The 22,060-nt window shown below is 39.3% G+C and carries 20 protein-coding genes, 1 other RNA gene and 1 pseudogene; 4 read left to right on the forward strand and 18 right to left on the reverse strand.

The window, feature by feature from the left end; all coding sequences use genetic code 11:
* Nucleotides 1-47: 47 nt before the first annotated feature.
* From ACHZBG_RS09600 to lepB, 8 genes and pseudogenes are all read right to left on the reverse strand, one after another.
* Entirely contained in the window at nt 48-296 is a 249-nt protein-coding gene (locus tag ACHZBG_RS09600; RefSeq protein WP_320129243.1) for an S-adenosylmethionine:tRNA ribosyltransferase-isomerase, read from the reverse strand.
* A 300-nt stretch (nt 297-596) separates the two neighbouring features.
* The gene (locus tag ACHZBG_RS09605; protein WP_320129244.1) at nt 597-716 is read right to left on the reverse strand and encodes an S-adenosylmethionine:tRNA ribosyltransferase-isomerase; all 120 of its coding nucleotides are present in this window, start codon (nt 714-716) and stop codon (nt 597-599) included.
* Nucleotides 691-1,768: pseudogene (gene ruvB / locus ACHZBG_RS09610) on the reverse strand (Holliday junction branch migration DNA helicase RuvB). Before ruvB ends, ACHZBG_RS09605 begins: the two are co-directional and overlap by 26 nt.
* Before the next feature lie 3 nt (nt 1,769-1,771).
* Nucleotides 1,772-2,407, reverse strand: coding sequence for a Holliday junction branch migration protein RuvA (gene ruvA, locus ACHZBG_RS09615; RefSeq protein WP_320129245.1), 636 nt, complete (start codon nt 2,405-2,407; stop codon nt 1,772-1,774).
* A complete protein-coding gene (gene ruvC, locus ACHZBG_RS09620) occupies nt 2,404-2,898 on the reverse strand; it encodes a crossover junction endodeoxyribonuclease RuvC (protein WP_320129246.1) in 495 nt (164 codons plus the stop codon). The genes ruvA and ruvC overlap by 4 nt, the downstream gene beginning before the upstream one ends.
* Nucleotides 2,899-2,901: 3 nt before the next feature.
* A complete protein-coding gene (locus ACHZBG_RS09625) occupies nt 2,902-3,651 on the reverse strand; it encodes a YebC/PmpR family DNA-binding transcriptional regulator (protein ID WP_320129247.1) in 750 nt (249 codons plus the stop codon).
* Nucleotides 3,652-3,736: 85 nt separating this feature from the next.
* Entirely contained in the window at nt 3,737-4,906 is a 1,170-nt protein-coding gene (hemW, locus tag ACHZBG_RS09630; RefSeq protein WP_320129248.1) for a radical SAM family heme chaperone HemW, read from the reverse strand.
* Complete coding sequence (gene lepB / locus ACHZBG_RS09635; RefSeq protein WP_320129249.1) at nt 4,906-5,913, reverse strand: signal peptidase I; 1,008 nt, start codon at nt 5,911-5,913, stop codon at nt 4,906-4,908. Before lepB ends, hemW begins: the two co-directional genes overlap by 1 nt.
* 66 nt (nt 5,914-5,979) lie before the next feature.
* Here lepB and ACHZBG_RS09640 point away from each other — a divergent pair, with 66 nt between their 5' ends.
* The 3 genes from ACHZBG_RS09640 (at nt 5,980) to ACHZBG_RS09650 (ending at nt 9,906) form a co-directional block, all read left to right on the forward strand.
* The gene (locus tag ACHZBG_RS09640; protein WP_320129250.1) at nt 5,980-7,449 is read left to right on the forward strand and encodes an SUMF1/EgtB/PvdO family nonheme iron enzyme; all 1,470 of its coding nucleotides are present in this window, start codon (nt 5,980-5,982) and stop codon (nt 7,447-7,449) included.
* 1 nt (nt 7,450) lies between these two features.
* Entirely contained in the window at nt 7,451-7,921 is a 471-nt protein-coding gene (smpB, locus tag ACHZBG_RS09645) for an SsrA-binding protein SmpB (RefSeq protein WP_320129251.1), read from the forward strand.
* An 881-nt stretch (nt 7,922-8,802) separates the two neighbouring features.
* Nucleotides 8,803-9,906: a tyrosine-type recombinase/integrase gene (locus tag ACHZBG_RS09650; RefSeq protein WP_320129252.1), complete on the forward strand. Its 1,104-nt coding sequence runs from the start codon at nt 8,803-8,805 to the stop codon at nt 9,904-9,906.
* A gap of 13 nt (nt 9,907-9,919) precedes the next feature.
* On the opposite strand, the gene ACHZBG_RS09655 is transcribed toward ACHZBG_RS09650, so the two are convergent.
* The 10 genes from ACHZBG_RS09655 to ACHZBG_RS09700 all read right to left on the reverse strand — a co-directional run bounded on the left by ACHZBG_RS09655 (nt 9,920) and on the right by ACHZBG_RS09700 (nt 21,210).
* The gene (locus tag ACHZBG_RS09655; protein WP_320129253.1) at nt 9,920-10,981 is read right to left on the reverse strand and encodes an SLC13 family permease; all 1,062 of its coding nucleotides are present in this window, start codon (nt 10,979-10,981) and stop codon (nt 9,920-9,922) included.
* A 185-nt stretch (nt 10,982-11,166) separates the two neighbouring features.
* Entirely contained in the window at nt 11,167-12,015 is an 849-nt protein-coding gene (locus ACHZBG_RS09660) for a DUF1848 domain-containing protein (protein WP_320129254.1), read from the reverse strand.
* Between the two features lie 100 nt (nt 12,016-12,115).
* Nucleotides 12,116-12,491, reverse strand: a transfer-messenger RNA (tmRNA) gene (gene ssrA / locus ACHZBG_RS09665).
* A 169-nt stretch (nt 12,492-12,660) separates the two neighbouring features.
* Nucleotides 12,661-13,578 (reverse strand): ABC transporter substrate-binding protein, encoded by a 918-nt coding sequence (locus ACHZBG_RS09670; protein ID WP_320129255.1) that lies wholly within the window; start codon nt 13,576-13,578, stop codon nt 12,661-12,663.
* 52 nt (nt 13,579-13,630) lie between these two features.
* The gene (locus tag ACHZBG_RS09675) at nt 13,631-14,644 is read right to left on the reverse strand and encodes an ABC transporter permease (protein ID WP_320129256.1); all 1,014 of its coding nucleotides are present in this window, start codon (nt 14,642-14,644) and stop codon (nt 13,631-13,633) included.
* 10 nt (nt 14,645-14,654) lie between these two features.
* Nucleotides 14,655-16,178 (reverse strand): sugar ABC transporter ATP-binding protein, encoded by a 1,524-nt coding sequence (locus tag ACHZBG_RS09680; protein WP_320129257.1) that lies wholly within the window; start codon nt 16,176-16,178, stop codon nt 14,655-14,657.
* A gap of 131 nt (nt 16,179-16,309) precedes the next feature.
* Nucleotides 16,310-17,782 carry an ATP-binding cassette domain-containing protein gene (locus ACHZBG_RS09685; protein WP_320129258.1) on the reverse strand — a complete coding sequence of 491 codons (1,473 nt, stop codon included), beginning with the start codon at nt 17,780-17,782 and terminating at the stop codon, nt 16,310-16,312.
* On the reverse strand, nt 17,779-18,801 hold the full coding sequence (locus ACHZBG_RS09690) for a sensor histidine kinase (RefSeq protein ID WP_394699382.1): 1,023 nt from the start codon (nt 18,799-18,801) through the stop codon (nt 17,779-17,781). The genes ACHZBG_RS09685 and ACHZBG_RS09690 overlap by 4 nt, the downstream gene beginning before the upstream one ends.
* On the reverse strand, nt 18,794-20,365 hold the full coding sequence (locus ACHZBG_RS09695) for a response regulator (RefSeq protein WP_320129260.1): 1,572 nt from the start codon (nt 20,363-20,365) through the stop codon (nt 18,794-18,796). The genes ACHZBG_RS09690 and ACHZBG_RS09695 overlap by 8 nt, the downstream gene beginning before the upstream one ends.
* Before the next feature lie 41 nt (nt 20,366-20,406).
* Nucleotides 20,407-21,210, reverse strand: coding sequence for an NAD-dependent protein deacylase (locus ACHZBG_RS09700; protein ID WP_320129261.1), 804 nt, complete (start codon nt 21,208-21,210; stop codon nt 20,407-20,409).
* 323 nt (nt 21,211-21,533) lie between these two features.
* On the opposite strand from ACHZBG_RS09700, the gene ACHZBG_RS09705 reads away from it, so the two are divergent.
* Nucleotides 21,534-22,028 (forward strand): cupin domain-containing protein, encoded by a 495-nt coding sequence (locus ACHZBG_RS09705; protein WP_320129262.1) that lies wholly within the window; start codon nt 21,534-21,536, stop codon nt 22,026-22,028.
* Nucleotides 22,029-22,060 lie beyond the last annotated feature (32 nt).

Here is a 22,060-nt window from a genome sequence, read left to right on the forward strand (position 1 = left end):
ACTTACTTCATATCGCTCAAAATGGCATATGATGATCTTCGAGATCCTCAGTCCTTACAGGAAGGGAATGTACCCGGTCCCACATGAAGGGTCACAGGAGCAAACACACACCCTTTTGCCTTTATTCTATCAATTATATCTTGGGTGAAATGCAACCCGGCGTAGGGGCCGCAACAGATCCTTCGGTTTTTGCATATAACTGTCTGATACCGGCTTTCATCCTGAAAATCATCTTCTCGCTTGATATATGGGGGAAGTGGTACATGCCCCAGTACATGAAAAAAGTTTTCATCCAAGAGGCTGTTCGAACGCTATCGTCCGGGTATCATCCTTATTTTCCGATATGATACTGGCCTTGATAAGAAACTGAACCATCTGCACTGACAAATGTATATCGCTTGCCAATATGCTGTTTTTTTCAGCTTGGTGACCATCGCATTCCAGCTATGATCGAGATTTTCCTCCAGGAAAAGGAATTCTACCCTTCCACCTGTTTCGCTCATGCCATAGGACTCGAGCTTTCCTGACCTTGCTGTTATTGATTACAATGACACTTCCCTCTTGAGAGAAAATCCACGAAATCATTCATCATCGCATCAGTATAGGTACCCGCTAATCCTGTCCAATACCAAAAGCCTGTCATTGCCACGTGTTCCCGATGGAGTTTGGGCTATGAGTTCAGGCGGTAAATCAAAAGAGAATTCCTTGATCTTCATTACTATTCCTTATCTCAGAAAGACCAAGCAAATCATAGGCTTTCTTTGTGGTCATGCGTCCTCCGCGGGGTTCGTTTCAGATATCCCTTTTGGATAAGATATGGTTCATTAGAAATCCTCAAGTGATTCTATTGCCTCTCCTACCGATATGCTCAAGGTCTCTGCACCGACGGGGTCCACCATCGTAAAATTCAATAATTGTCCTAAGAATATTTCTGTCTTGTTTCTCGAGTCCATTGAAATCAATGCCAAGGCGTTCGAGCCCATGGTTTATGATATCAATGGTAATTGTCCCGTCACCCAAGACTGTTGCAAAGTCTCGTAATCGCCTAAGCAGACGATTGGCAATCCTGGGAGTCCCCTCGACTGCATCTTAGCCAATCGGATAATTGCATCCTGAGAAATTGAGATATCCATGATATTGGCAGATCGTGCAATAATCTGGGCAAGTTCCTTTTCATTGTAAAAATCGATATGACACGTTATGCCAAATCGTGATGAAAGAGGGCTGGAAACTGATCCTGCCTTTGTTGTAGCTCCCACAAGGGTGAATTTTGGCAAGGGAATTCTCATGGTCCTGGCAGCAGGTCCCTGTCCTATTACCCAATCAATTTCAAAATCTTCCATTGCAATATAAAGCATTTCTTCCAAGGCTGGTTTCAAGCGATGAATTTCATCTATGAAGAAAACAGAACCTTCTGTGATATTTGGTCAGAATTCCAGCCAAGTCCTTTGGCTTATCCAATGCTGGAGCGCTGGTCATTCTGATTTCCGCGCCCATTTCGTTTGCAATGATAGAAGCAAGAGTTGTCTTGCCCAAAGCCTGGGGGGCCTATGAGAAACGTATGATCCAAGGGTTCTTGACGTTCCCTTGCTGCTTTTACGAATATTGAAAGATTGTCCTTGAGTTGTTGCTGTCCTTGGAAATCACAAAGCATTTTAGGTCTTAGAATGTTTTCCTGTGCGTCTGCTTCCGTTTGGAAGGATGTAGAAATCACTGAACTGTTTTGCAATTCATCGAGATCTTTCAAATCTGTTTCGAAATCATCCATTCATTACCCCAATGCGATAATCGCATTACGAAAGAGCAACTCTTCCGCTTCATGCTTTCCCAGAGAATCAAGCTGGGGACCCAATTGGGTAATCAGCTTATCCAAAACTTCCTCACTTCGCTTACGGTCATATCCCATTTCGAAGAGAGCATCGAGAATATCATTCCACACCTTGAATCTACCAGCCTTTGGCGCTGAGAAGGAAGAAGCATCAATTTCTTCCTCAAGGACCAATTTATTTCTCAAGGCCAGAACCATTTTTTGTCCAGTCTTGGGCCCAATGCCGGGAATCGAAGCAAGTAGCTTCACATTTCCACTATCCAAAGCTTCAGCCAATTGCTTCACGTTTATTCCTGAGAGTATCCTCAAGGCTTGTTTTGCCCCGATACCTGAAACGGACTGCAATTGTTTGAAAGCTTCACGTTCTGCCTCATCAAGGAACCCAAAAAGTGTCATGCTGTCTTCACGATGCTGCAAGACTGAAAGAAGTCGTACTTGTTGTCGGTCACTTCCCTGTAACTGACTGAGCTTACTGGCTGTCAGCCCTGTAATAAATAGGGAATACTCAAGGGACCCTCCACGCAAAATGACTTCCTGTTCCGTTACGGCTACGATGTCACCAATGACTGCATGTATCATTTTCCTTGTATCCTCTTTTGTGTAGCATCAAAGACAGACAAGCAAATGGCTACTGCCAAAGCATCTGCCGCATGGTCCGGTTTTGGGATTTTCTCGAAGCCAAGAAGAATCTTCACCATTTCTTGCACTTGCTTCTTGTCAGCGCCCCCATATCCAGTTACTGCACTCTTGATAGTCGGAGGGCTATAAAGCCTGACTTCAATATGTTGCAGATAAAGCTGGTGTACGGCCGCCCCAATAACCTTTGCTACAGGTATAGCAGAACTGATATTTTTGGTAAAGAAGATATCTTCCATTCCACAAATATCTACTTTTTGCTCTTCGGCAATTTTGCCAATGGAACTTGCAATAAAGAATATTCGCTCGTTATCAGCCATGGAGGCCGCTGTCTTGATGACTCCAAAAGAAACAGGCCGGTTACGTTGTCCGCTTGTTTCGACAACGCCCCAGCCTGTCTGTGCATATCCTGGATCTATACCGAGGATTCTCATGCGTTAAGCTTCGTCACTTTCCTCGAAATCATCGGGGAGCTCGAGGTTCGTAAAAACCTCCTGGACATCATCCAGTTCCTCTAGGCGATCGACAATTTTCAAAACCTTACGGGCCTTTTCAGTTTCGAGGGTCACTGTTTGATCAGCAATCTTCTCTACTTCAGCACTTTCCTGCTCAAAACCTGCAGCTTGCAGGGCTTCAAGTACGTTTGCAAAGTCTGCCGGGGAGGTGCTTACTTCAATTGAATCTTCATTGGAAGTTACGTCATCAGCACCGTTTTCCAGGGCAACCTCAAAAATCTGTTCTTCAGTGTATTTTGAAGCATCGAACGTAATGATACCTTTGGTCTGGAACATATAGGATACGCAACCTGTGGCTCCAAGGGTGCCGCCAGATTTTGTAAGGGTAGAGCGCACATCGCTGGCCGTTCGATTCTTGTTATCAGTCAAGGTATCAATGATGATAGCAACTCCACCAGGTGCATAACCTTCATAGGTAAGTTCATAATAAATAGAAGTACCCAGTTCTCCGGCACCCTTCTTGATTGCTCTGTCGATATTGTCTTTGGGCATGTTTTCGGCCCTGGCTTTAAGGACAGCGGTACGGAGCCTAGCGTTCGTGTCAGGTTCGGCGCCACCCATCTTGGCTGCAACTGATATTTCTTTGATCAGTTTTGTGAATTTCTGGCCGCGCTTTGCATCGGCGATACCTTTTTTGTGTTTGATTGTAGCCCATTTGCTATGGCCGGACATAATTGAACCTCTCAAAATATTAGTATGCGTTAAGTCTAAAACGAACCCATTTAAGCTATCACAACTAGCAGACCCGGTCAAGGGGTTACGAGATGGACATGGCCAGTCTTAGGGTAATGTCGTCCAAAAATAGCATTCCTTCTTCTTGCAATGAAAAGCTATACGGTGTATCAAAAAACCAGTTTTTATCAAGAGTCTTGATTGTATTTTCAAAAAGAAAATCAAAAGTATTGAAAAATCTCATGGAAAACTGCTCTTTTGAAATGCCTTCATCAGAGCGAAGAGCCATGAGCAAATATTCTTCCATTTGTTCTGTGCTTGATAAGGTTTCTGTTCTATATCCTGAAAAAATGGCAGATGAGGAAAAGGACTTCAAATCCTGCTCTTGGGTAATTCGCATGACCTGCTGGTTTTTGACCAAGGTCGAGGCTGCACTGCTGCCCAATCCTATATAGCTTTTCAGTTCCCAATAGCGAAGGTTATGCAGACAACGTTTACCCAGTTTGGAAAAATTGGATATTTCATAATGTCCATATCCCAGGGATGCAAGATGATTCCAGCAAGAAGTAAGCATTTCAGCCTGAAAGTCATCATGCAAAAGGGAAATGAGATTTTTATCGACAAGATTGGCAAGGGCTGTACCTTCCTCTATCGTCAAGCAATACAAACTAATATGATCTGCCTTCGAAAGGGAAACAACGGTATCGATATCTGTTATTGCCTGAGCAATTGTTTGCCCAGGAATGCAAGTCATGAGGTCAAAGGAAAGATCAGTCCCGTATAAAGCATGTACTTTATTTGCCAAGGCAATACCTTGCAAGTTTTCTTCTCTTGAAGCATTCCTTCCCAGTCTTTTAAGCGTAGTTGGGTTCATGCTTTGGATACCCATACTCAGACGAGTAATCAACTTTTTCTCAAAAAGCGGGAAGAGATCATCCCTGAACGATTCTGGATTCATCTCAACCGTACATTCTTCAGCCAACCCATAGGTTGTAGCAGCAAGAAGCAACCTTTCCAATTGTGAAAAAGAAAGACATCCAGGATTACCCCCGCCAAAGAAAATTGTTACAAAGGGCTGACCCAGGGAATCAGCATATTGACATATTTCCTGTTCGAGACGGGCTACATATGCCTCACGATATTCAAGCCAGAAATTTTCTGGTTCAGAATAGAAGGCACAGTAGGAACAGCAACTAGTACAGAAAGGGATATGGACATACAGTGACAGTTCTTCAACTGAAAGGAAAGTATCCACTATTTATTCCCGAGATATCCGATTCTGCTAAAAGGCCAGAAACGGAAAAGTACCCTACCATTGATTTTTTTCTGGGAAACAGGGCCGAAATACCTGCCATCACGGGAATCGTCACGGTTATCCCCAAGAGGAAGGATTGAACCTTCAGGTACATAGATGCCTTCGCTATATTTATGGCTTTCATTGCGATAACTGAAATTGCTGGGATCAAACAGGGCTTTGGTTCTGGTCCTGGAAGTCTCGAACTGATACATATCCTTGGGGTAAGAATCATTCTTGACTGAATTGTATGCATTGGATAGGTAAGAAGGTGCATTATTGGGTGAGAATCCAAGATCCTTGTAGCCCATCAGTGAACCCCAGGCCTTAATCCCGTCATAGGTTGATGCATCCAGGCTTCTATGGGGACCTTCTGAAAGACCATTTGTTGAACGGAAGGTACGCTCATCAATGAAAGCATTGCTTCCTGCCGGGCGGATATACACGTTACCTTCCTGGAAATGTATTACTTCTCCCGGGAAACCAACTGCACGCTTGACGTATAATCTTTCTGCAGTGGATCCGTCAGGATTCCTGTCAATATTGACCAGGGAAAAAGTTCCCATGTAAAGAATTTGTGAAAGAATATCAAAGAATGGTCCCTTGGTAATATATTCAGGATTGTAAAACGTGATGATATTATCTCTGTGTACCTGACGATTGGTCATGGCTATCTTGGGACCGCTTGGGTAGGCTTCAATTCCAAAACTGGTTTTGCTGACAAATACCCTATCTCCGACAAGCAGCGTACTTACCATGGACGGAGTTGGTATGAGAAAAAGTTGAAACACGTATTGATTGATAATCAATACGGCAAATACAGCAAATACAAGGGCATCAACCCAGCCCTTGATTTCTCCTACAACGGTACGCGGTTTCTTATTGGCAAGTTCATATGCCTTCTCTGCCTTGCGGTGAGTAAGAATACTGACTGTCTTTTTTTCAAGAAAAGTCCAAATTCCATCCATGAATAGCAAAATAGCACAATAGGTGCGAGTTGACAAGCTCAAGCGGGCAAGATACCTTTGGTAGTTATGAAAAAGCATATTGAACTTCCGCAAGTGGAAGAAGTGAAACTTCCACATATTCTGGGACTTCGGCCTGGTATCTATATCTTTACCCTCTTGACAATAGGTATCTTGCTTATTGTCTTTCTCCTTTGTTTTCTCCCGGGGATACATAAGGGAGGACGATATGTCAATTTCAACAGTCCACTTTCTGAAACAGGGGTATATGTTGACGATGTATACCTGGGAGGTACTCCGTATCAATTTTTTATTGCAAGCGGTAAGCATACAGTTGTGTATGAGAAAGGTGGTATCCAGGTTGCCAAAACGCAATTGGTGATTGACCATCCTGTCTTTCTGACGAACATAATTCATAGGCATACAATCTATGAACCGACCTTGAAAAGCCTGACAGAAAATGAAAAAGAGTCTATCAATATATTTAATTTGAATGAAATTGCCCGTACTAGTACGATTACTTCTTTTGATGAAGTAACCAAATATTCTCCTGTCTTTAAAAAATGGGCACAGGATGCAATAGCTCTTGGATTGGATAAAGCAACTGTCAATGATAGTTTTGCACTTGGAACGAACTTCATTACCTCATCTGAAATACTCAGCGATGCAAATAATGCAAAGACGATGCTCTCTGAGGCGGGATTGTCAATAACTTCGGATATTGCAAAAACAGCCTTGGATGTCAGTTCCAAACTCTTTGTATCGGCAGATAGCAAGAATCAAATGGGTCTTGCCGCAACGCCTATCAAGAATACAGGGAAATCGGCATCGCTTTCATTTGAGGATTTCACTCAGGAGGGTCTTACGTATGCAGCTACTTCCTTTGTGATGGGAAAAGCTGCTTTATCCATTTTTCCTGATACCAACGAAGCTGGCGTGAACGTGCAGACCAATACCTATACCATTGCCACTACCCCGGTCAGTGAATATCAATGGGCCTTGTTTGTGAAAGCTAACCCTCTCTGGGATAAGACCAATAGTGATGACTTGTACAAAAAAGGTTTGGTAGATGAATATTATTTGAGTGGAATTACTCCTTCCGTTGTTTTTGCTACCGGAAAACCCATTCATAATATCAGTTTCAAGGCAGCAGAAGCCTTTTGCGACTGGTTATCACAAAAGACAGGGAAAAAAGTATTTATACCTTCGCAAGAGCAATGGACATTAGCTGCCTTTGCAGCAACGGATAAACCTTACACGAAAACCTTGACTATCCTTGATTCTGATCATAGTAGTTGTTCCGCCATGCTTGGGGGTGTCTGGGAATTTACCGATAGTGAGTATATTCCGTTGCAAAGGTTAACTGATTACCAGGCTGTCAAAAACCTGGCAATAAAAATGGGCGTTACGACAGATTGTATAGTAAAAGGAGGGAGTTATCAAAACTCACCTTCCGATATAACAGAACATACTGTCGGTGCTGTCAGCAAAATCGCATGCGGGGATCTGATTGGTTTTCGCATAGCATGGGAATTATAAGATGAAACAAGACAAGAATGCCTTCAAACCTTTACAGAAGAATAAAAAGGCATATTTCAACTATGAAGTATTGGAAGACCTCGAATGTGGGATTGCCTTGGTGGGAACTGAGGTCAAATCGTTACGAGACGGTCGGTTCAGTTTTGCCGATAGTTATGTAACGGTAACTGCACATGCCCTGACGCTTGTAGGCTTGACTATACAGCCCTACACGCATGGGAATATCAACAATCATAATCCTGAACGAAATAGAAGATTGCTTGCCCATAAGGACGAAATCAAGAGGCTCAAGAGGAAGGTTGATGAAAAAGGCTTTACCCTTATACCCACTTCAGTATATTTGCGAGGGAATCTAGTAAAGGTACAAGTTTCTCTTTGTAGGGGAAAACAAATGCATGACAAGAGAAACGTCATAAAAGAACGTGATGTCAGCAGGGATACAAGAAGGGAGCTGAAACAGCTTCAATATTGATCACACCTGCCATCTGATTTAAAAAATGAGAATACTTTCTTTACAAGCCAGCCCAACTTTTGGAGACTGGCTTTGTTTTTATGCAAAATAGTTCTTGTTTATTCCGATATGCATGAAATTGAATTGGATATTTAACATAAATAGAACAATATAATAAAGAAATCCAAGTTTAAAAACAACTGAAAGAAAAAAAATTATACTAATAGTATAGATAATAACATAAATAAAAAAACATTTGTCTATATGTGTAGAAACATTTGAAAATATAGAGTGAAAAATTATGTAAAGCAAAAAATGTTCTATAATAGTATGCAATAAAAACTGCATATAATAAAATATGCATAAAGAAATGCATAAAAATATAACAAAAAATGATAATTAACAATTAAAAAAAATATATTAAAAATATGTAAAGCTTATAAATATATTAAAATTTATAAAAAGATGAGTATAATATGGTATTAACGAATAATAAAAACTATAACCTTATTATTAATAACATAGTAAACAATGTAATAATTATGTATATAAATAACATATACATATATTATGTAAAGCAAAAATGTCGTAGTCTAAAAAACGTACTTACTGAATACAAGTAAGAACAGGTAGAAATAATATTGATTGTATAAAAGAAATAACTTACAATATATAAAGAAAATAAAAATCTATATAGACGAGTGTTTTATTTATAAATTATAGAAGAATGAACAAGTAATTGAACAAAAAGAAAAATGAGGCATATCGAAATGATCAACAGTTCACCATTCACCTTATGCAAAATTGAACAAAATGGAAGGATATATTGGTATGCCCTATTCAGGGATCCTGAGACAGGAAAGAGAACAAACAAAAAAAGCGTAGAAACATTGCGGAAAAAAATGGGAAACCTGTCAGACCTTCCAATCAAGAGAAGGGATGAAGCTATTCTCATATGTAAGAAAGCATTGGATGAAGGCTTGATCTTCAGTAAAAATCTTCCTACTACCCTTTTTGTATATCTCAATACCTTTTTTGATTGGAATACGAGCTCATATGTCCAGAAAAGAAATCTATTGGATCCAGGAAGCATTTCTCCTGATTATATGGCAACAAGGCAAAACCTGATAAAAAACCATATATTACCAATTATCCAAACGGATCTGTTACTATCAAAAGTAACAACTCGTATTTTGGAAGACTTGCAATTCTCTTTGGTAAAAAAGGGCGCAATTTCCCATTCAACAATCAATATATGCATGCAGGCAGTTTCCCTTGCTCTTCAGGAAGCAAAACAAAATGGGTTACTCGACAATTCCATATCCATACATATTCGTCCACTTACTTGTGTACATAAGATGCGTGGGATACTGGGAGAGGAAGAATTGACTCATTTTATGAAATACCTGAAGGCACAGGGTGAACATAGAATATATCTGGCCTGTTTGCTTTCCTTACTGACAGGTATGCGTAGTGGTGAGTTACGAGGCTTGCAAAGTACTTCAATTCACGATGGCTTGATTACTGTTGAGTATGCCTATGCAAATAAAGCTGGACTAAAAATACCAAAAGGAAAAAAGACCAGGCTAGTACCTTGTCCTCTATTCCTTTGCAAGGAACTGATATCCTTGGCAAAAGAGAATATTTTGGTACCTACAGGAAATTTGGTCTTTTGGAGTAAGAAAACAGGTGTCTACGTATCCAGTCATTACTTTTGTCAGAGAATGCAGATAGAACTTGAAAAATCAAAGATACTTACAAAAGAAGAGATACAACAAAGAAATATTACGTTCCATTCATTGAGACATATGGCCAATACACTTTTGAGAGGCTCTGTTGATGAGCATATCCTGAGAATGACCATTGGCCATAGCAGTGAACAACTTTCTGATTTATATACCCATTTGAGTCAAAGAGGCCTGAAGAGCGTTGAATTGGCACAACAAAACAATATACTTCCCTTGATAGGAGAAATATCTGACGAGGCTAGCGAAAGTAAAGAATAAAATGTTTGTCGTACTATTGGAGAAATATGCTCCAAATACCAAGGAAAAGAATGATAAAAAATACATTGATGGCAGTAAACACCACAATATAACGAGTGACCTGACTGGGTGAAAAATTTGCAAAATACTTAAAAGATATAAGAGATGCCATGGAGGCAATCAAAGTACCGCATCCTCCTGCGTTTACACCTAGCAATAATTGGGTTGCATTTGATGTAAATTTTGCAAGCAAGAGCGTTGCCGGTACATTGCTTATGAATTGACTGGCAAATAAAGAAGTAAGAAATACCTTTCCGATAAGTAGGTTCTTGAAAAAATTTTGGACTTGATAGGATGTCCCTAAATTACCGACAAATATGAACAAAGCCAGAAAGGTCAATAGAAGAGAATAATCGACAGATCTGAAAAGAATTTTTTCAGAAAAAATAGATACTATCAATAGTGCGATATACCAGGGAAGGATGCTGAACACTGCACTCAAGGAAACAATGAACAATACTGAATAACGTATTATTTGACGTTTATTCAACTTTAAAGGAGTTTCAACTTGAACAAAAAAATCTGTCTTATCGGACGTTATTCCTTTCAGAAGCAAGAGAAGTACCAAAGCCCCTGGAAAAACCAAGGGAAGCATGGTTTTGAAAAAAGTACTGCTTGTCATGGAATAATATGAAAATATAAAAAGATTCTGGGGATTCCCGAAAGGTGTAAGGGAGCTTCCGATATTTGCAGCAACTGTCTGCAATACTATGGTAAGTAATATTGGCTTTGTTTTCTTGCAAAGAGAAAAAATTATAAGAGTAAGAGGAACAAAGGTAATGAGAGCAACATCATTGGTAATTGCCATAGATAAAAAAAATGTAATGCATACAAGAATACCTGAAACCTGCCGTGGCGTATGGGCGAATTGAAGAAGAAATGCGGAAAGATGATTGAAAAAATACAGTTTTTGAAACCCCGCAACTACCAGCATGAGACAAAAAAGACATCCCAGCACCTTGAAATCAATATAGGTAAGATATTTATTGGAAGGTTTTACCAAGAACATGGAGCCCAAGGCCAGTAGACAAGCCATGCACAAGATGGGTTCCTTTCTAAAGAGAATACAAAGGTCTTGCTTTATTTTTGGTATATTCATTTTTTCTTTTGTTCAAAACGATCTCGATTCGCAATCATATCCATCGCATGATAGTTTGTGAATAGTCTGCTGCTTCGATTTGTACGAAATATGACTGTTTTGAATGCTTCAGTACAAAAGAGTTACAGAAAGAAAGAATTTGGGTTAGATACCTTGGTTGCAATATGGGGTTTTGTATTGGCATAACAATAGAGACAGCCATGCATACATGTATTGTACGTGCCAATATCGACGCTTTGGACGCAACCGCAGACAGAACGTTGGTTTGGATCTTTTTTCAAGTTCAAATTCTTTCCCTTTATTTTTGCCAGTATACGATCATCGATGCATCGGGCATGAGAAATTCCAAATTCTTGCAGATCAATGGTTTCAGCACAGGTATCAAGTGCCATGGAATATGTTTTGGCTATGAAGGAGAATTCTTTGCCAAGAAGATACATGTCTTCTTTTTGTATTACCTGCAAGCCTAGTTTTGCCGTATTCTTTATTATAGTCCTGTAGTCATCCAGAAAGCTGAACGTACAATGATTGGTGTAGCCTTCCAACAGGGAAGCCATTCGTGAAAAATTTTTGATATGAAACGAATGGTCATATTTTTTGCTGAGAAGAACTGGATCGTATCGCCAAATAATCCGGTCTGGTCCAAGTAAAGCCGAAAACCGTTTGAACGTCTCAATTCCAATATTAAATACTGGAGGAACCTTTGGCTGTACATCTTCTTCATAGGGAGTCAAGGAATATTGGAAATAGTAGGGATATGATGCAAGTTCAATCAATCTTGGCAGCATTGGCAAAGGATTCTTTGACCAAAAGACAAAACCATCCACCGTATCGGGCGATAATGTTATTATTTTTACTTGTTTTGGATTTCTGGGATTTCTGGTATAGACCATCCCCTCCTCTATTCGTCTGTAAAACCAATCACTGTAAAAGCCAGGAATATCTGTTCTCCTGCTGGCACTTATGATCATATTCACTCCATCCAAATTTTAGAGCAATTCCTATGAACCAGTCTTATCTGCCATCGAAAAAAAAAGCTAGGCTATCTATTTGATATCCTAGCCTTTGGTGTTTTGGAGGTGGGGGGATTCGAACCCCCGTCCTAACGGGCCACCCAATGACGTCTACAAGCTTAGTAGATGATCAAATTTCCAATGGTAGGCTGGTTCATCTGCAAAACGTCCTTCCATCGTAGCCTGCTTAATTTTCCCTGTTGGCCGTAGGCACTCCAACAAGTAAGCCCCTGTTTTTACAAGTTACCAGTTCTTAAGAGCGGCAGAAGCTGGGCTTGTACGTCTTCGTGCTATTAGGCAGCGAGGGCGTATTCTGCATTGAAGGAGACTTCGTCTTCTTTTTTGGCAGTTAAAATTTTTGCTAGTTTTGGGAGTTGGCGCTCCGCTTGCAGCCACTGACCTGATCTACCGCCAGTCGAAACCGAAACACCCCCTTAGGATTTCTCCCTTGGAGTATCTATACTATACGAAGAAAGGCAAAAGAAGGCAAGCATAACACTTTTTTATTTCAAAGTCCCCTGATAGTACCTATTGATTTTCAAAATGAAAGAGACTGTTTTGAAAACAAAACAATCCCTTTCATCTGTAAGATAAAGAAAGAAATTAAAGAGAATTCTTTGTCAGAACTGAAACTCCTGTATCATAATATTCGGAACTTATAGGCTCCCCTTTCAATGCCTTGATAGTAGTCTTCATACCTTCATAACCCATGACATCAGGATTCTGTGCCATAGTGCAAAGCAAATAACCGTTCTTGATTAAATTGAGAATCATATCGGATTTATCAAAACCTACACCAATTACGCTCTTTCCTGCTTCGGCGATGGCATTGCCTATACCGACGGTCGAACCTTCATTTGCTCCAAAAAGACCTACTACGCCTTGTGTTATGAAGTTTGCACTCATATCTTTGGATCGTGCAGCATCACCATCGCAATATTGTGTTTCCAGTAAAGTAAATTTGGAACCTTCAAAAGCTTTTTTGAAGCCATTCTCACGGGCAACAGTAGAAGCAGTGGCGCTATTGACAGAAATGACTCCGATTTTTCCGGAAGTTACGCCCTTTGCCTCCAAAGCCTTGATCAATTCTTTTCCGGCTGTGGTTCCTGCAGCGGTGTTATCTGTAGCAAGAGTCTGAACCGCAGGAAAATTTGCTGCAGAGTCGACATAAATTATTTTCACGCCAGCATTGGCAGCTTCCTTTAAGGTTGCGGTTACTGCTGTAGGACCATTGGCAGCAAGCATGATGGCATCTGCTCCACCAGCAACTGCATTGTTGATGCATTCAATCTGTTTTGCATCGTCCTTGATATCAGGGGCAAGCCATTTGTAATCGATACCACCAAGTTCGGCTGCAGCTTTCTGGGCTCCCTTGTCAACGTTTACCCAATGCTGATCCATCTGGTCCATGGTGATAAGATACACCTTGTAATTACCCTTAGTTTTTTCTTGGGTACCCTGAGCAAACAAGGAAGTTACGAGCAGCAATGCACACAACACGAATACGACACTTTTTTTCATAGAAATTTCTCCTTTTAGAAACACTATTTACATTCACAAACTGTGAAATAAATTACTTGACAACAACAGATTTCTTTTTAAAAGAACCCTTTCCAGAACGAACTATTACATCGAGAAGTACTGACACAACTACTATGACCCCGATTACAATATTCCTGATTGCAACTGGAGCTCCTGCGAATTGCAAACCATTCTGAAGTACTCCCCAAATGGAAGCTCCGATTACTGTACCAAAGAGAAGCCCCTGACCTCCAAGCGTTGAGATTCCCCCTATTACTGAAGCTGCAACTGCATACAGTTCATAGCTGTTACCAGCATCCATGGTACCCATACCAGAGGTTGCACTGGTAATAAGGCCTACCACACAAGAGACAAAGGCGGACACCAGGTAAGCCTTGTTCGTTGCAGAAATAACATTTACACCACTAAGTCTTGCTGCCTCAAGGTTTGATCCAATGGCATAAATATGTCGGCCACTTTTTGTTCTGTTCAATATAAAATTAAACAGAAGCCAAAGGATTGCAGCAATCCAGATGGTGTTATACAACCCCATAGTTCTTCCATAATAGAAAAAATCCCTGAATCCCTGTGCTGCTTCTCCGATACTGTCGGTGTTGTAGTTGTTATTTGCTATCTGAGCAATGCCCCTGGCGATAGTCATTGTTCCCAACGTGGCAATGAAGGGAGGTAGTTTTGCAAAGGAAACAAGTAGACCATTGGCCAATCCGACTGCCAGACAACAGATCATAGTCACAATGACAGCAATGATAGGGCTTACTCCCTTGGTCATCATTGTTGCACTGATCATGCAACTCATCCCAACCACCGAACCTATGGAAAGATCAATATTTCCGGTTATCAAGACATAGGATTGGCCTATCCCTATTAAAAGAATAGGAGCAATTTGCCGTAGCAGGTTGGCGATATTCCGTGAGGAAAAAAACACAGGATTCATGATGCCAAATACAACATAGAGTACAATCAGCCCAATAGTAACAGTAACTATCTGCCCAATTCCCCTAATAGCCAAAAATTTTTTCAACGGATTTCTTTTTTCCCTTTCCATCTCAATCATCCTATTTGTTTTCGATTTCAAATTTGTTTTCAAATTTGGTGGCAAAAGCCAAGATTTTTTCCTGGGAAGCTTCGGATCTCATCAATTCTCCCGTGACACGTCCATCACACATAACAATGATACGATCTGAGACTCCCATGATTTCAGGCATTTCGCTTGAAACGAATAATACCCCTATCCCTTGTTGCTTGAGTTGATTCATCAAATGATAGATTTCGACCTTTGCCGCAACATCAATTCCTCTGGTAGGTTCGTCAAAAATAACTACCTTACTATTTCTGGCTAGCCATTTTCCAACCACCACTTTTTGCTGGTTCCCACCAGAAAGTGAAGAGGCATTGACCTCACCGGTCGGTAACTTGATATGTAAATCGGAAATAGCCTTGTCTACCATTAATTTTTCTTTCTTTTTGTTGATTATCCCAATACGATTACAAATTATATCCAGGTTGGGTAAGGCAACATTTTCCCTAACGGAAAGTTTTGTACACAGTCCATCGCGTTTTCTGTCTTCTGGAACCAATACTATCCCTTGTTTGATGGCATCATTCGGACAAGAAATGGAAATCATATTCCCTTCCAGCTCAATTTGGCCGTTATCCTTATGATCAACCCCAAAAATTGCCCTTGTAGTTTCTGTCCTCCCTGCTCCCATTAGCCCTGCAACTCCAAGAATTTCTCCTTTATAAACTTCCAGGGATACATTCCTGACCATCCTTCCTGCATTCAAGTTTTTGACAGCCAGTATTCTTTCACTTTTTTTTGTATCTATTCTCGGAAATTTTTCCTCGATTTTCCTACCTACCATATAGGAAATGATCGTTTCCATTGAAAGAGCCTTGAAATCGTCCTCAATGATAAATTTCCCATCACGCATTATGGTTACCCTGTCGACGATATGCTGTAATTCTTCCAATCGATGACTGATATAGACTATAGCGCAACCTTTTGTCTTCAATTCCCGAATCAAGGAAAAAAGTTGATTGATTTCCTTACTGGTCAGTGCACTGGTAGGCTCATCCATGATGAGTATCTTGGCTTCAGATTGAAGGGCTTTTGCAATTTCAACCATTTGCTGCTTTGAAACAGCAAGAGAACCCAGAATAGTCTCTGGTTTAATAGCAATTTTCAGGGAATTGAGTATGGTGCTGGCTTGCCTGTTCATTTCCCTTTTATCAAGCATGCCCTTCTTGAGGATTTCCTTTCCTAAAAAAATATTTTCGGCTACAGTCAAATGAGCGCACATATTCAATTCTTGATGGATGATAGCAACCCCTAGGGCTTGAGCCTTTATAGGCGTAAGATCTCCTTCCACTTCATTCCCGAATAATAATATATCACCATTGTCACGGGTATATACGCCGCTCAGTATTTTCATCAAGGTAGATTTTCCAGCTCCATTCTCTCCAAGCAAGGCCATTACCTCTCCTGCACAAAGATTGAATGAAACATCATCAAGAGCCTTTACTCCAGGGAATGTTTTATAAATATGATTCATCTGAACGATGTATCTTTTATTTTCCATTAAGTTCTCTCTCCCTGTAATAAGTCTTACATTGAAACTACGTTTGGCAAAGAGGGAAAGAATTTGGAAAAGGTATATCATTTTTTAGGTTTTGAGATAAATTACAAATAAAAGAGAGAAAAATATTCTTTTCAGTGCAAGGCTGTTCCTGGTACAGAACCTGCAATATTGCTGTATTGAAAGAATTCTGGCCTATTTGATTGCCTCTCTACCTTGCCTTTTTTTACAACAACAAGACGATCGGCAACTTGGAGCGTATCGGAAAGGGAAACGGCCAAAACCAATACAGCCATTCCCTTTTGTCTGAAATTATCAAGAAACGAGATTAGTTGTATACGCTGATACATATCAACGGAAGCAAACGGTTGTACGATACAAACAAAAGAAGGCTTCTGTAAAAGTATTCGTTGATACACAATCTTGTATAAAGTCTCATTATTGAGTCCATAAAGAGAAGAATGATAGATTTCTGGTCCAAAGCTAGATTCCAATTCCTTTGCAATAGACTGTTTTTTACTATGATTCAACCAAAGATGATCAATTTTTTCATCCGAAGTAAAGCAAATATTGTCCAAGACTGAAAGTTGGGGGAAAAGCAAGGTCTCTACAGGTTTTGCCTCGATCATGGCGACAGCCCTATCATGTTTAAAAGGATAATGGCCATTTACAAATAGTTGTCCGCTTTCTGGCTGCGCAATACCTTTTAGCAAAAAAAATAAATCTTCATTCACCAAACTCTCACTATCGAGCAGCACTACCGTTTCACCTTTGTGAATTGTAAGATTCAGTCCATGGATATTTCGATATACAACATTTTCACAGGAAAATGCATTGGACCCTTCAGTATTGGTAGAATCATATTGCCGTTGCCTCTGATTATTCTCTACTCGTTCTTCAAAGATATTACTAAAATGCGAAATTACCTCGTCATTCATTTGATAGGAAAAAAGATGCTTTACAATTCTTCCCTCCTGCATTAAATAACAGCGAGAACTAAAACGAAAAGCATCTTGATGATGATTGCAAACATACAGAAAGGTCATTCCCAGTTTTCTTAAAAATTGCAGGACTTCATTAAGTTTCTTAAGGTCAACCTCGCTTACAAAATTGGAAATATCCTTAAGTATAATTATTTCAGCTTTGCAAATGCTTGCCTTTATGAATTGCACTACCAGTTTTTCATATGGCGAAAGGTCTCTTGCAAGGGTTTTCGGTGCCAAATCAATTCCAAGAGGTTGAAGGAGAATTTGCATTTGTCCTGTGAGAGTCTTGAAATTGACGAGATGCTTGTGTGCATTTTGCCTAAGAATAAAGAGGTTTTCCTCTACAGTCATGGAATCGATTAGCATCGATTCTTTTTGGATAACCACAACTCTGTTTTTTTTTCGTGAACTGGATAAATAATCATTGACCAATTTATCATCACAATATACATGTCCATAATGAATTGGTATATTTCTTGTCATGATGGTGATTAATTCATTTATTCCTAATGAATTAATTCCAATAAGACCTACTATTTCCCCTTTATTGAGGTGCATATTAATATCAAAAAGATAGGGAGGCAATGAAACTTGTTCAAGCCGAATAAGCTCTTCTTTCATTTCTGTGGTTGTTCCTCCACACTTCTGGGCAACACGATAAGTACATCAGTACCTACCCCTGCTTGACTGGTTACCGTGAGTCCATATTGTTCTCCAAATAATAATTTAATTCTATTGTTTACATTCACCAAGGCAATTCCCACATGAACTTCATCATGTCGTACATAATCCAGACTGCGTATGGAAAGGCTGCGGTTCATATTACTAAGAACAGATGGTTCCATTCCGACTCCGTCGTCGCTAATCGTAACAAGCAGTCTAGACTGGGTAGTTTCGATATGAATTCTAAGAATCCCCTCCCCAACCTTACATTCCAAACCATGAATAATACAGTTTTCTACAATTGGTTGTAAGGTGAGCTTTGGAATACGGTAATGCATTGTTTCATTTCGATCTTCTTCATCAAGTGTCACTATTAGTTTCAACCGAGTTCCAAATCTAAATTGTTGAATGAAAAAATAATTTCTGGTATTTTCGAGTTCTTGCTCAAGAGTTACCAGATTTTCTACATTGCTAATGGTATATCGAAAAAATGTTGAAAGAGCTTCTGTCATGGAAGCAACGGAAGTCAGCCCTGCAATAAGAGCCTCAGATCGTATACCTTCCAAGGTATTGTAGAGAAAATGCGGATTAATCTGGTTTTGTAAGGCAAGGAATTGTGCTTGACGTTTACTGGCATTCATCAGTTGATCAGTGTTCAACAAGGAATGCAATTTGCAGTCCACTTCTTCCATTTCTTTGTTGATAGGGCATCGTTTATCGATAATGCTCTCGAAGGTATATCCTGTAGAAAACAATTGAAGAATATGATTTGTAGTTTTATAGGGAAGATATACCCAAAAATACAGGGTAATCAATATGGATAATAAAAGAAAAAATGGTATGAACAACCAAAAAACACTTTGTATAACTTCTTTTTTATAACCGATAGCCAGAAAAAACAATCCAAGGATTACCATGGAAAAAAATATCAATATTATTTCTAATCTAGTAACCAAATAGAACTTTTTTTTAACCATATAATTTCCTGAATTCATTTGGTTTGATTTTACAGGCTTTCTTGAAAACTTTTGCAAAATGCTTTGGATCATGATAGCCAACTTTCTGCGATATTTCCGAGATGGAATGGGTAGTCTCAGTAAGTAGTTGTTTAGCTTGTTTGATACGTATGTCTTGAAGATATTCTCCAAACCCGATGGAACAATTTTTCTTGAACAATGCACTGAAATATGAACTGTTAAGATTAACTTGATCACTGATTGCTTCCAGGGAAAGTCTTTCGTCAGAATATTGTTTTGCAATCAACTGCTGAGCGAGGCGAATTGGTTTTGAAATTGTTTGTTTAGCATGTTCAATGAATAATACAAAAAGATTTTCAACGGATTCACAAAATACTGCATCCAATAAAACCAGTGTTCTTGCGTTATCCAAGCAGGAATATCCTTTTTCAATTGCTTTCTCAGTCTCAGCTATGCAAACATTCTGTTGTCTTATGAATGAGACCAATCGTGAAAAGCAATCAAAAAGTATTTGTTGATGAGCATAGGGACTTAAGGATGAAGAAGAAATCTTTTTCAAAAGAGACAGGCAATTATCCCTAAGCAGTTCCAAGGATTCCTTGGCAAAGGAATCCTCAAGAGTAGAAAAAAATTCAATGCAATATTGCCCTGGTATAGGTGGTTCAAATTTTTCAGAAACATATTTATTCATGCATCCTTCAACAAGACGTCTGGACAAAACTTGTTTGGATGATAATAAAGAATTTTTGAGATCTTTAACGTCTGTAACAGCAAGACCAACACCTATGGTAAAAGATAGTCCCTGAAATATCTCAGTCTGTGTTTTTAGAAAAGAAAGAAGAAAAAGCGTAGTTTTGTTGAGCAGAAGATCATCCAGTTGGCTTTTATAAGAAATTAATATGAGAATATAGTTACCCCATAAATAAACGGCAATATCCTTGTAAATAGTTTCATATTCTCTTTTTAGTAGTTCATCTATTTTGTCCTTAAGTAGAAATCCTGCTTCCGGACTCTCGGAATAATCGACTTTAATTGAAAGAAACCGAGCAAAATCAGAAAAGAAAAAACATTTCTCCAGCGATAAAACATTGTCTTGTTCTATCAGCTCTTTGATTGCTCTACCCCGTTCCTGTTCTTTGCTTTCATTTACTTTTTGCAATAGAAAATCGGAAGTTTTCTGTAAGGACTCCTTTTGTATATGCCTAGCGATCATTTTTGAGATGGTTTGTTCCAGCTCTTGTTGTTTTATTGGTTTTAATAAATAATCAGCAACACCATATTTTATAGCAGTCCTGGCATAATCGAATTGCCTATGTCCACTTATTATAATAAATTCCAATGATTCATTGAATTCTTTCGCTTGTTTTATCAATTCAAGGCCATCGAGCCCAGGCATCCTTATATCGGTAATAACCAAATCAGGCTTTTTTTCTTTTATGAGAGAAAGAGCACTTATTCCATCATAAGCTGTTCCACAGAGATTCAAGCCAAGTCTTTTCCAATCAATCAAGGCACAAATCAAATTACATACTTTTTCTTCATCATCAGCAACCAATACATTCATGTAAGTATTGTACGGTAGAAATTGAGGAAAAAAAAGTTAAACTAATTATTTTTGGGTTCTACTGTCTCGAACCAAGAGCTCAAGGCCTTGAAAGTTTGTTCCAAATCAGAAAAACGTAAGGTTGCCACTGTATCCTGGTTTGTTTCCTGGGCATTCACGATAACCAGAGGCGCTCCATTTCTCGTTGCATAATACGGGAAAGAAGCAGCAGGTTGTACACTCAAGGAAGAACCGAGGACAAGACACAAATCTGTGGTGCTGAATTGCTGATAAGCTCTTTCAAGAATAAATGAATCAAGGTTTTCACCATAAAATACTATGTCCGGTTTGATAATGCCGCCACATTGGTCACACCTAGGAACGATGCCGTCGCGTACCTTATCAGCAATTTCTATATAGTCAAAATATTTATTGCAATTCCTGCAGTGATGATTTTTTGCACTTCCGTGCACTTCATAGACGTTCTTGCTCCCTGCCCTTCTGTGCAGCATGTCTATATTTTGGGTATACAAACCCTTTACATAGCCTTTAGCTTCCATGCTTGCAAGTGTTGTATGCACAATATTGGGTTGATAATCCTCAAGATGATACCAAACATCTTTTGCCCACTGATAGAAAAGTTCTGGATGTTTATCAAAAAAAGAGATGCTGAGAATCTCCTCGACCGGCATTGAGTGCCATTGATCAGTATACAATCCATTTTTGCCCCTAAAATCAGGGATACCTGAAAGAGTGGAGACTCCAGCACCAGTAAATACAACCATAGAATTTGACTTCAATATAAGAGTTTTCAGTCTTTCAATTTTTCTTTCGAAGACTATACTGTTTTCGTGATTATCACTCATCTAATACTTCCTTTCGCCTGATCTCCCACTACCCTACGATTATTGGTTTTTAACAGGTGTTACTCTTTTCTCCATATTCTAGTCTTTTTAAAAACTATTGGGTATACATATATACATTCTAAAGAAATAATACTTATACAAAAGCAGGCATTGATATCTTTTTATCAATGAACGAAGACAAAAAGAAAAGAGTAGTCCTTATGCTTGTCATCCCATAATTTTTACTGCAGACAAGAATGAAAAATGCTACTTTTCTATACTATTCTATCATCTTCCTTGCTTTTATGAGATATTAATAATAATACTGCGAAAAGGAGATATAAATGTCAAAAACAATACATAGCAGTACCATTGACCTTCCTTTTGATCAGGCGCCTATTCCTGAATACAATGGATATTCAAGTGAGGATATTTCCAAGCTTGCTGGCCAAAAAGAAGTATCCAGTCATGTTTGCATGCTTAAGAAAGGACAATATTCCTGTCCTTATCATTTTCATCACAATGCAGAGGAAATTTTTGTAATCCTGGAAGGAAAAGGTCAATTGCGAACTCCAGGAAAAATCCAGGTAGTAGAGAAAGGTGACAGTATCTTCTTTGAAAAGGGCAAGGAAGGTGCCCATCAGCTCAGAAATGACCAAAATGAAGACCTTGTGTACCTTGATATCAAAGTGCAGACTAGTTTTGATGTATGTGAATACCCAGATACGGGTAAGGTCAATCTGATTGGCAAGGAAATCTTTGAGAAAGGAAAACCCATAGATTATTTTGCAGGGGAAGAATCGCTGAAGGAAATCTGGGATACTTGGGAAAGGGCTTAAGATTTTTCTTTTCTTTTATTTTCGATAAAGAA

Source organism: uncultured Sphaerochaeta sp., from assembly GCF_963676625.2.
Classification (GTDB): Bacteria; Spirochaetota; Spirochaetia; order Sphaerochaetales; family Sphaerochaetaceae; genus Sphaerochaeta.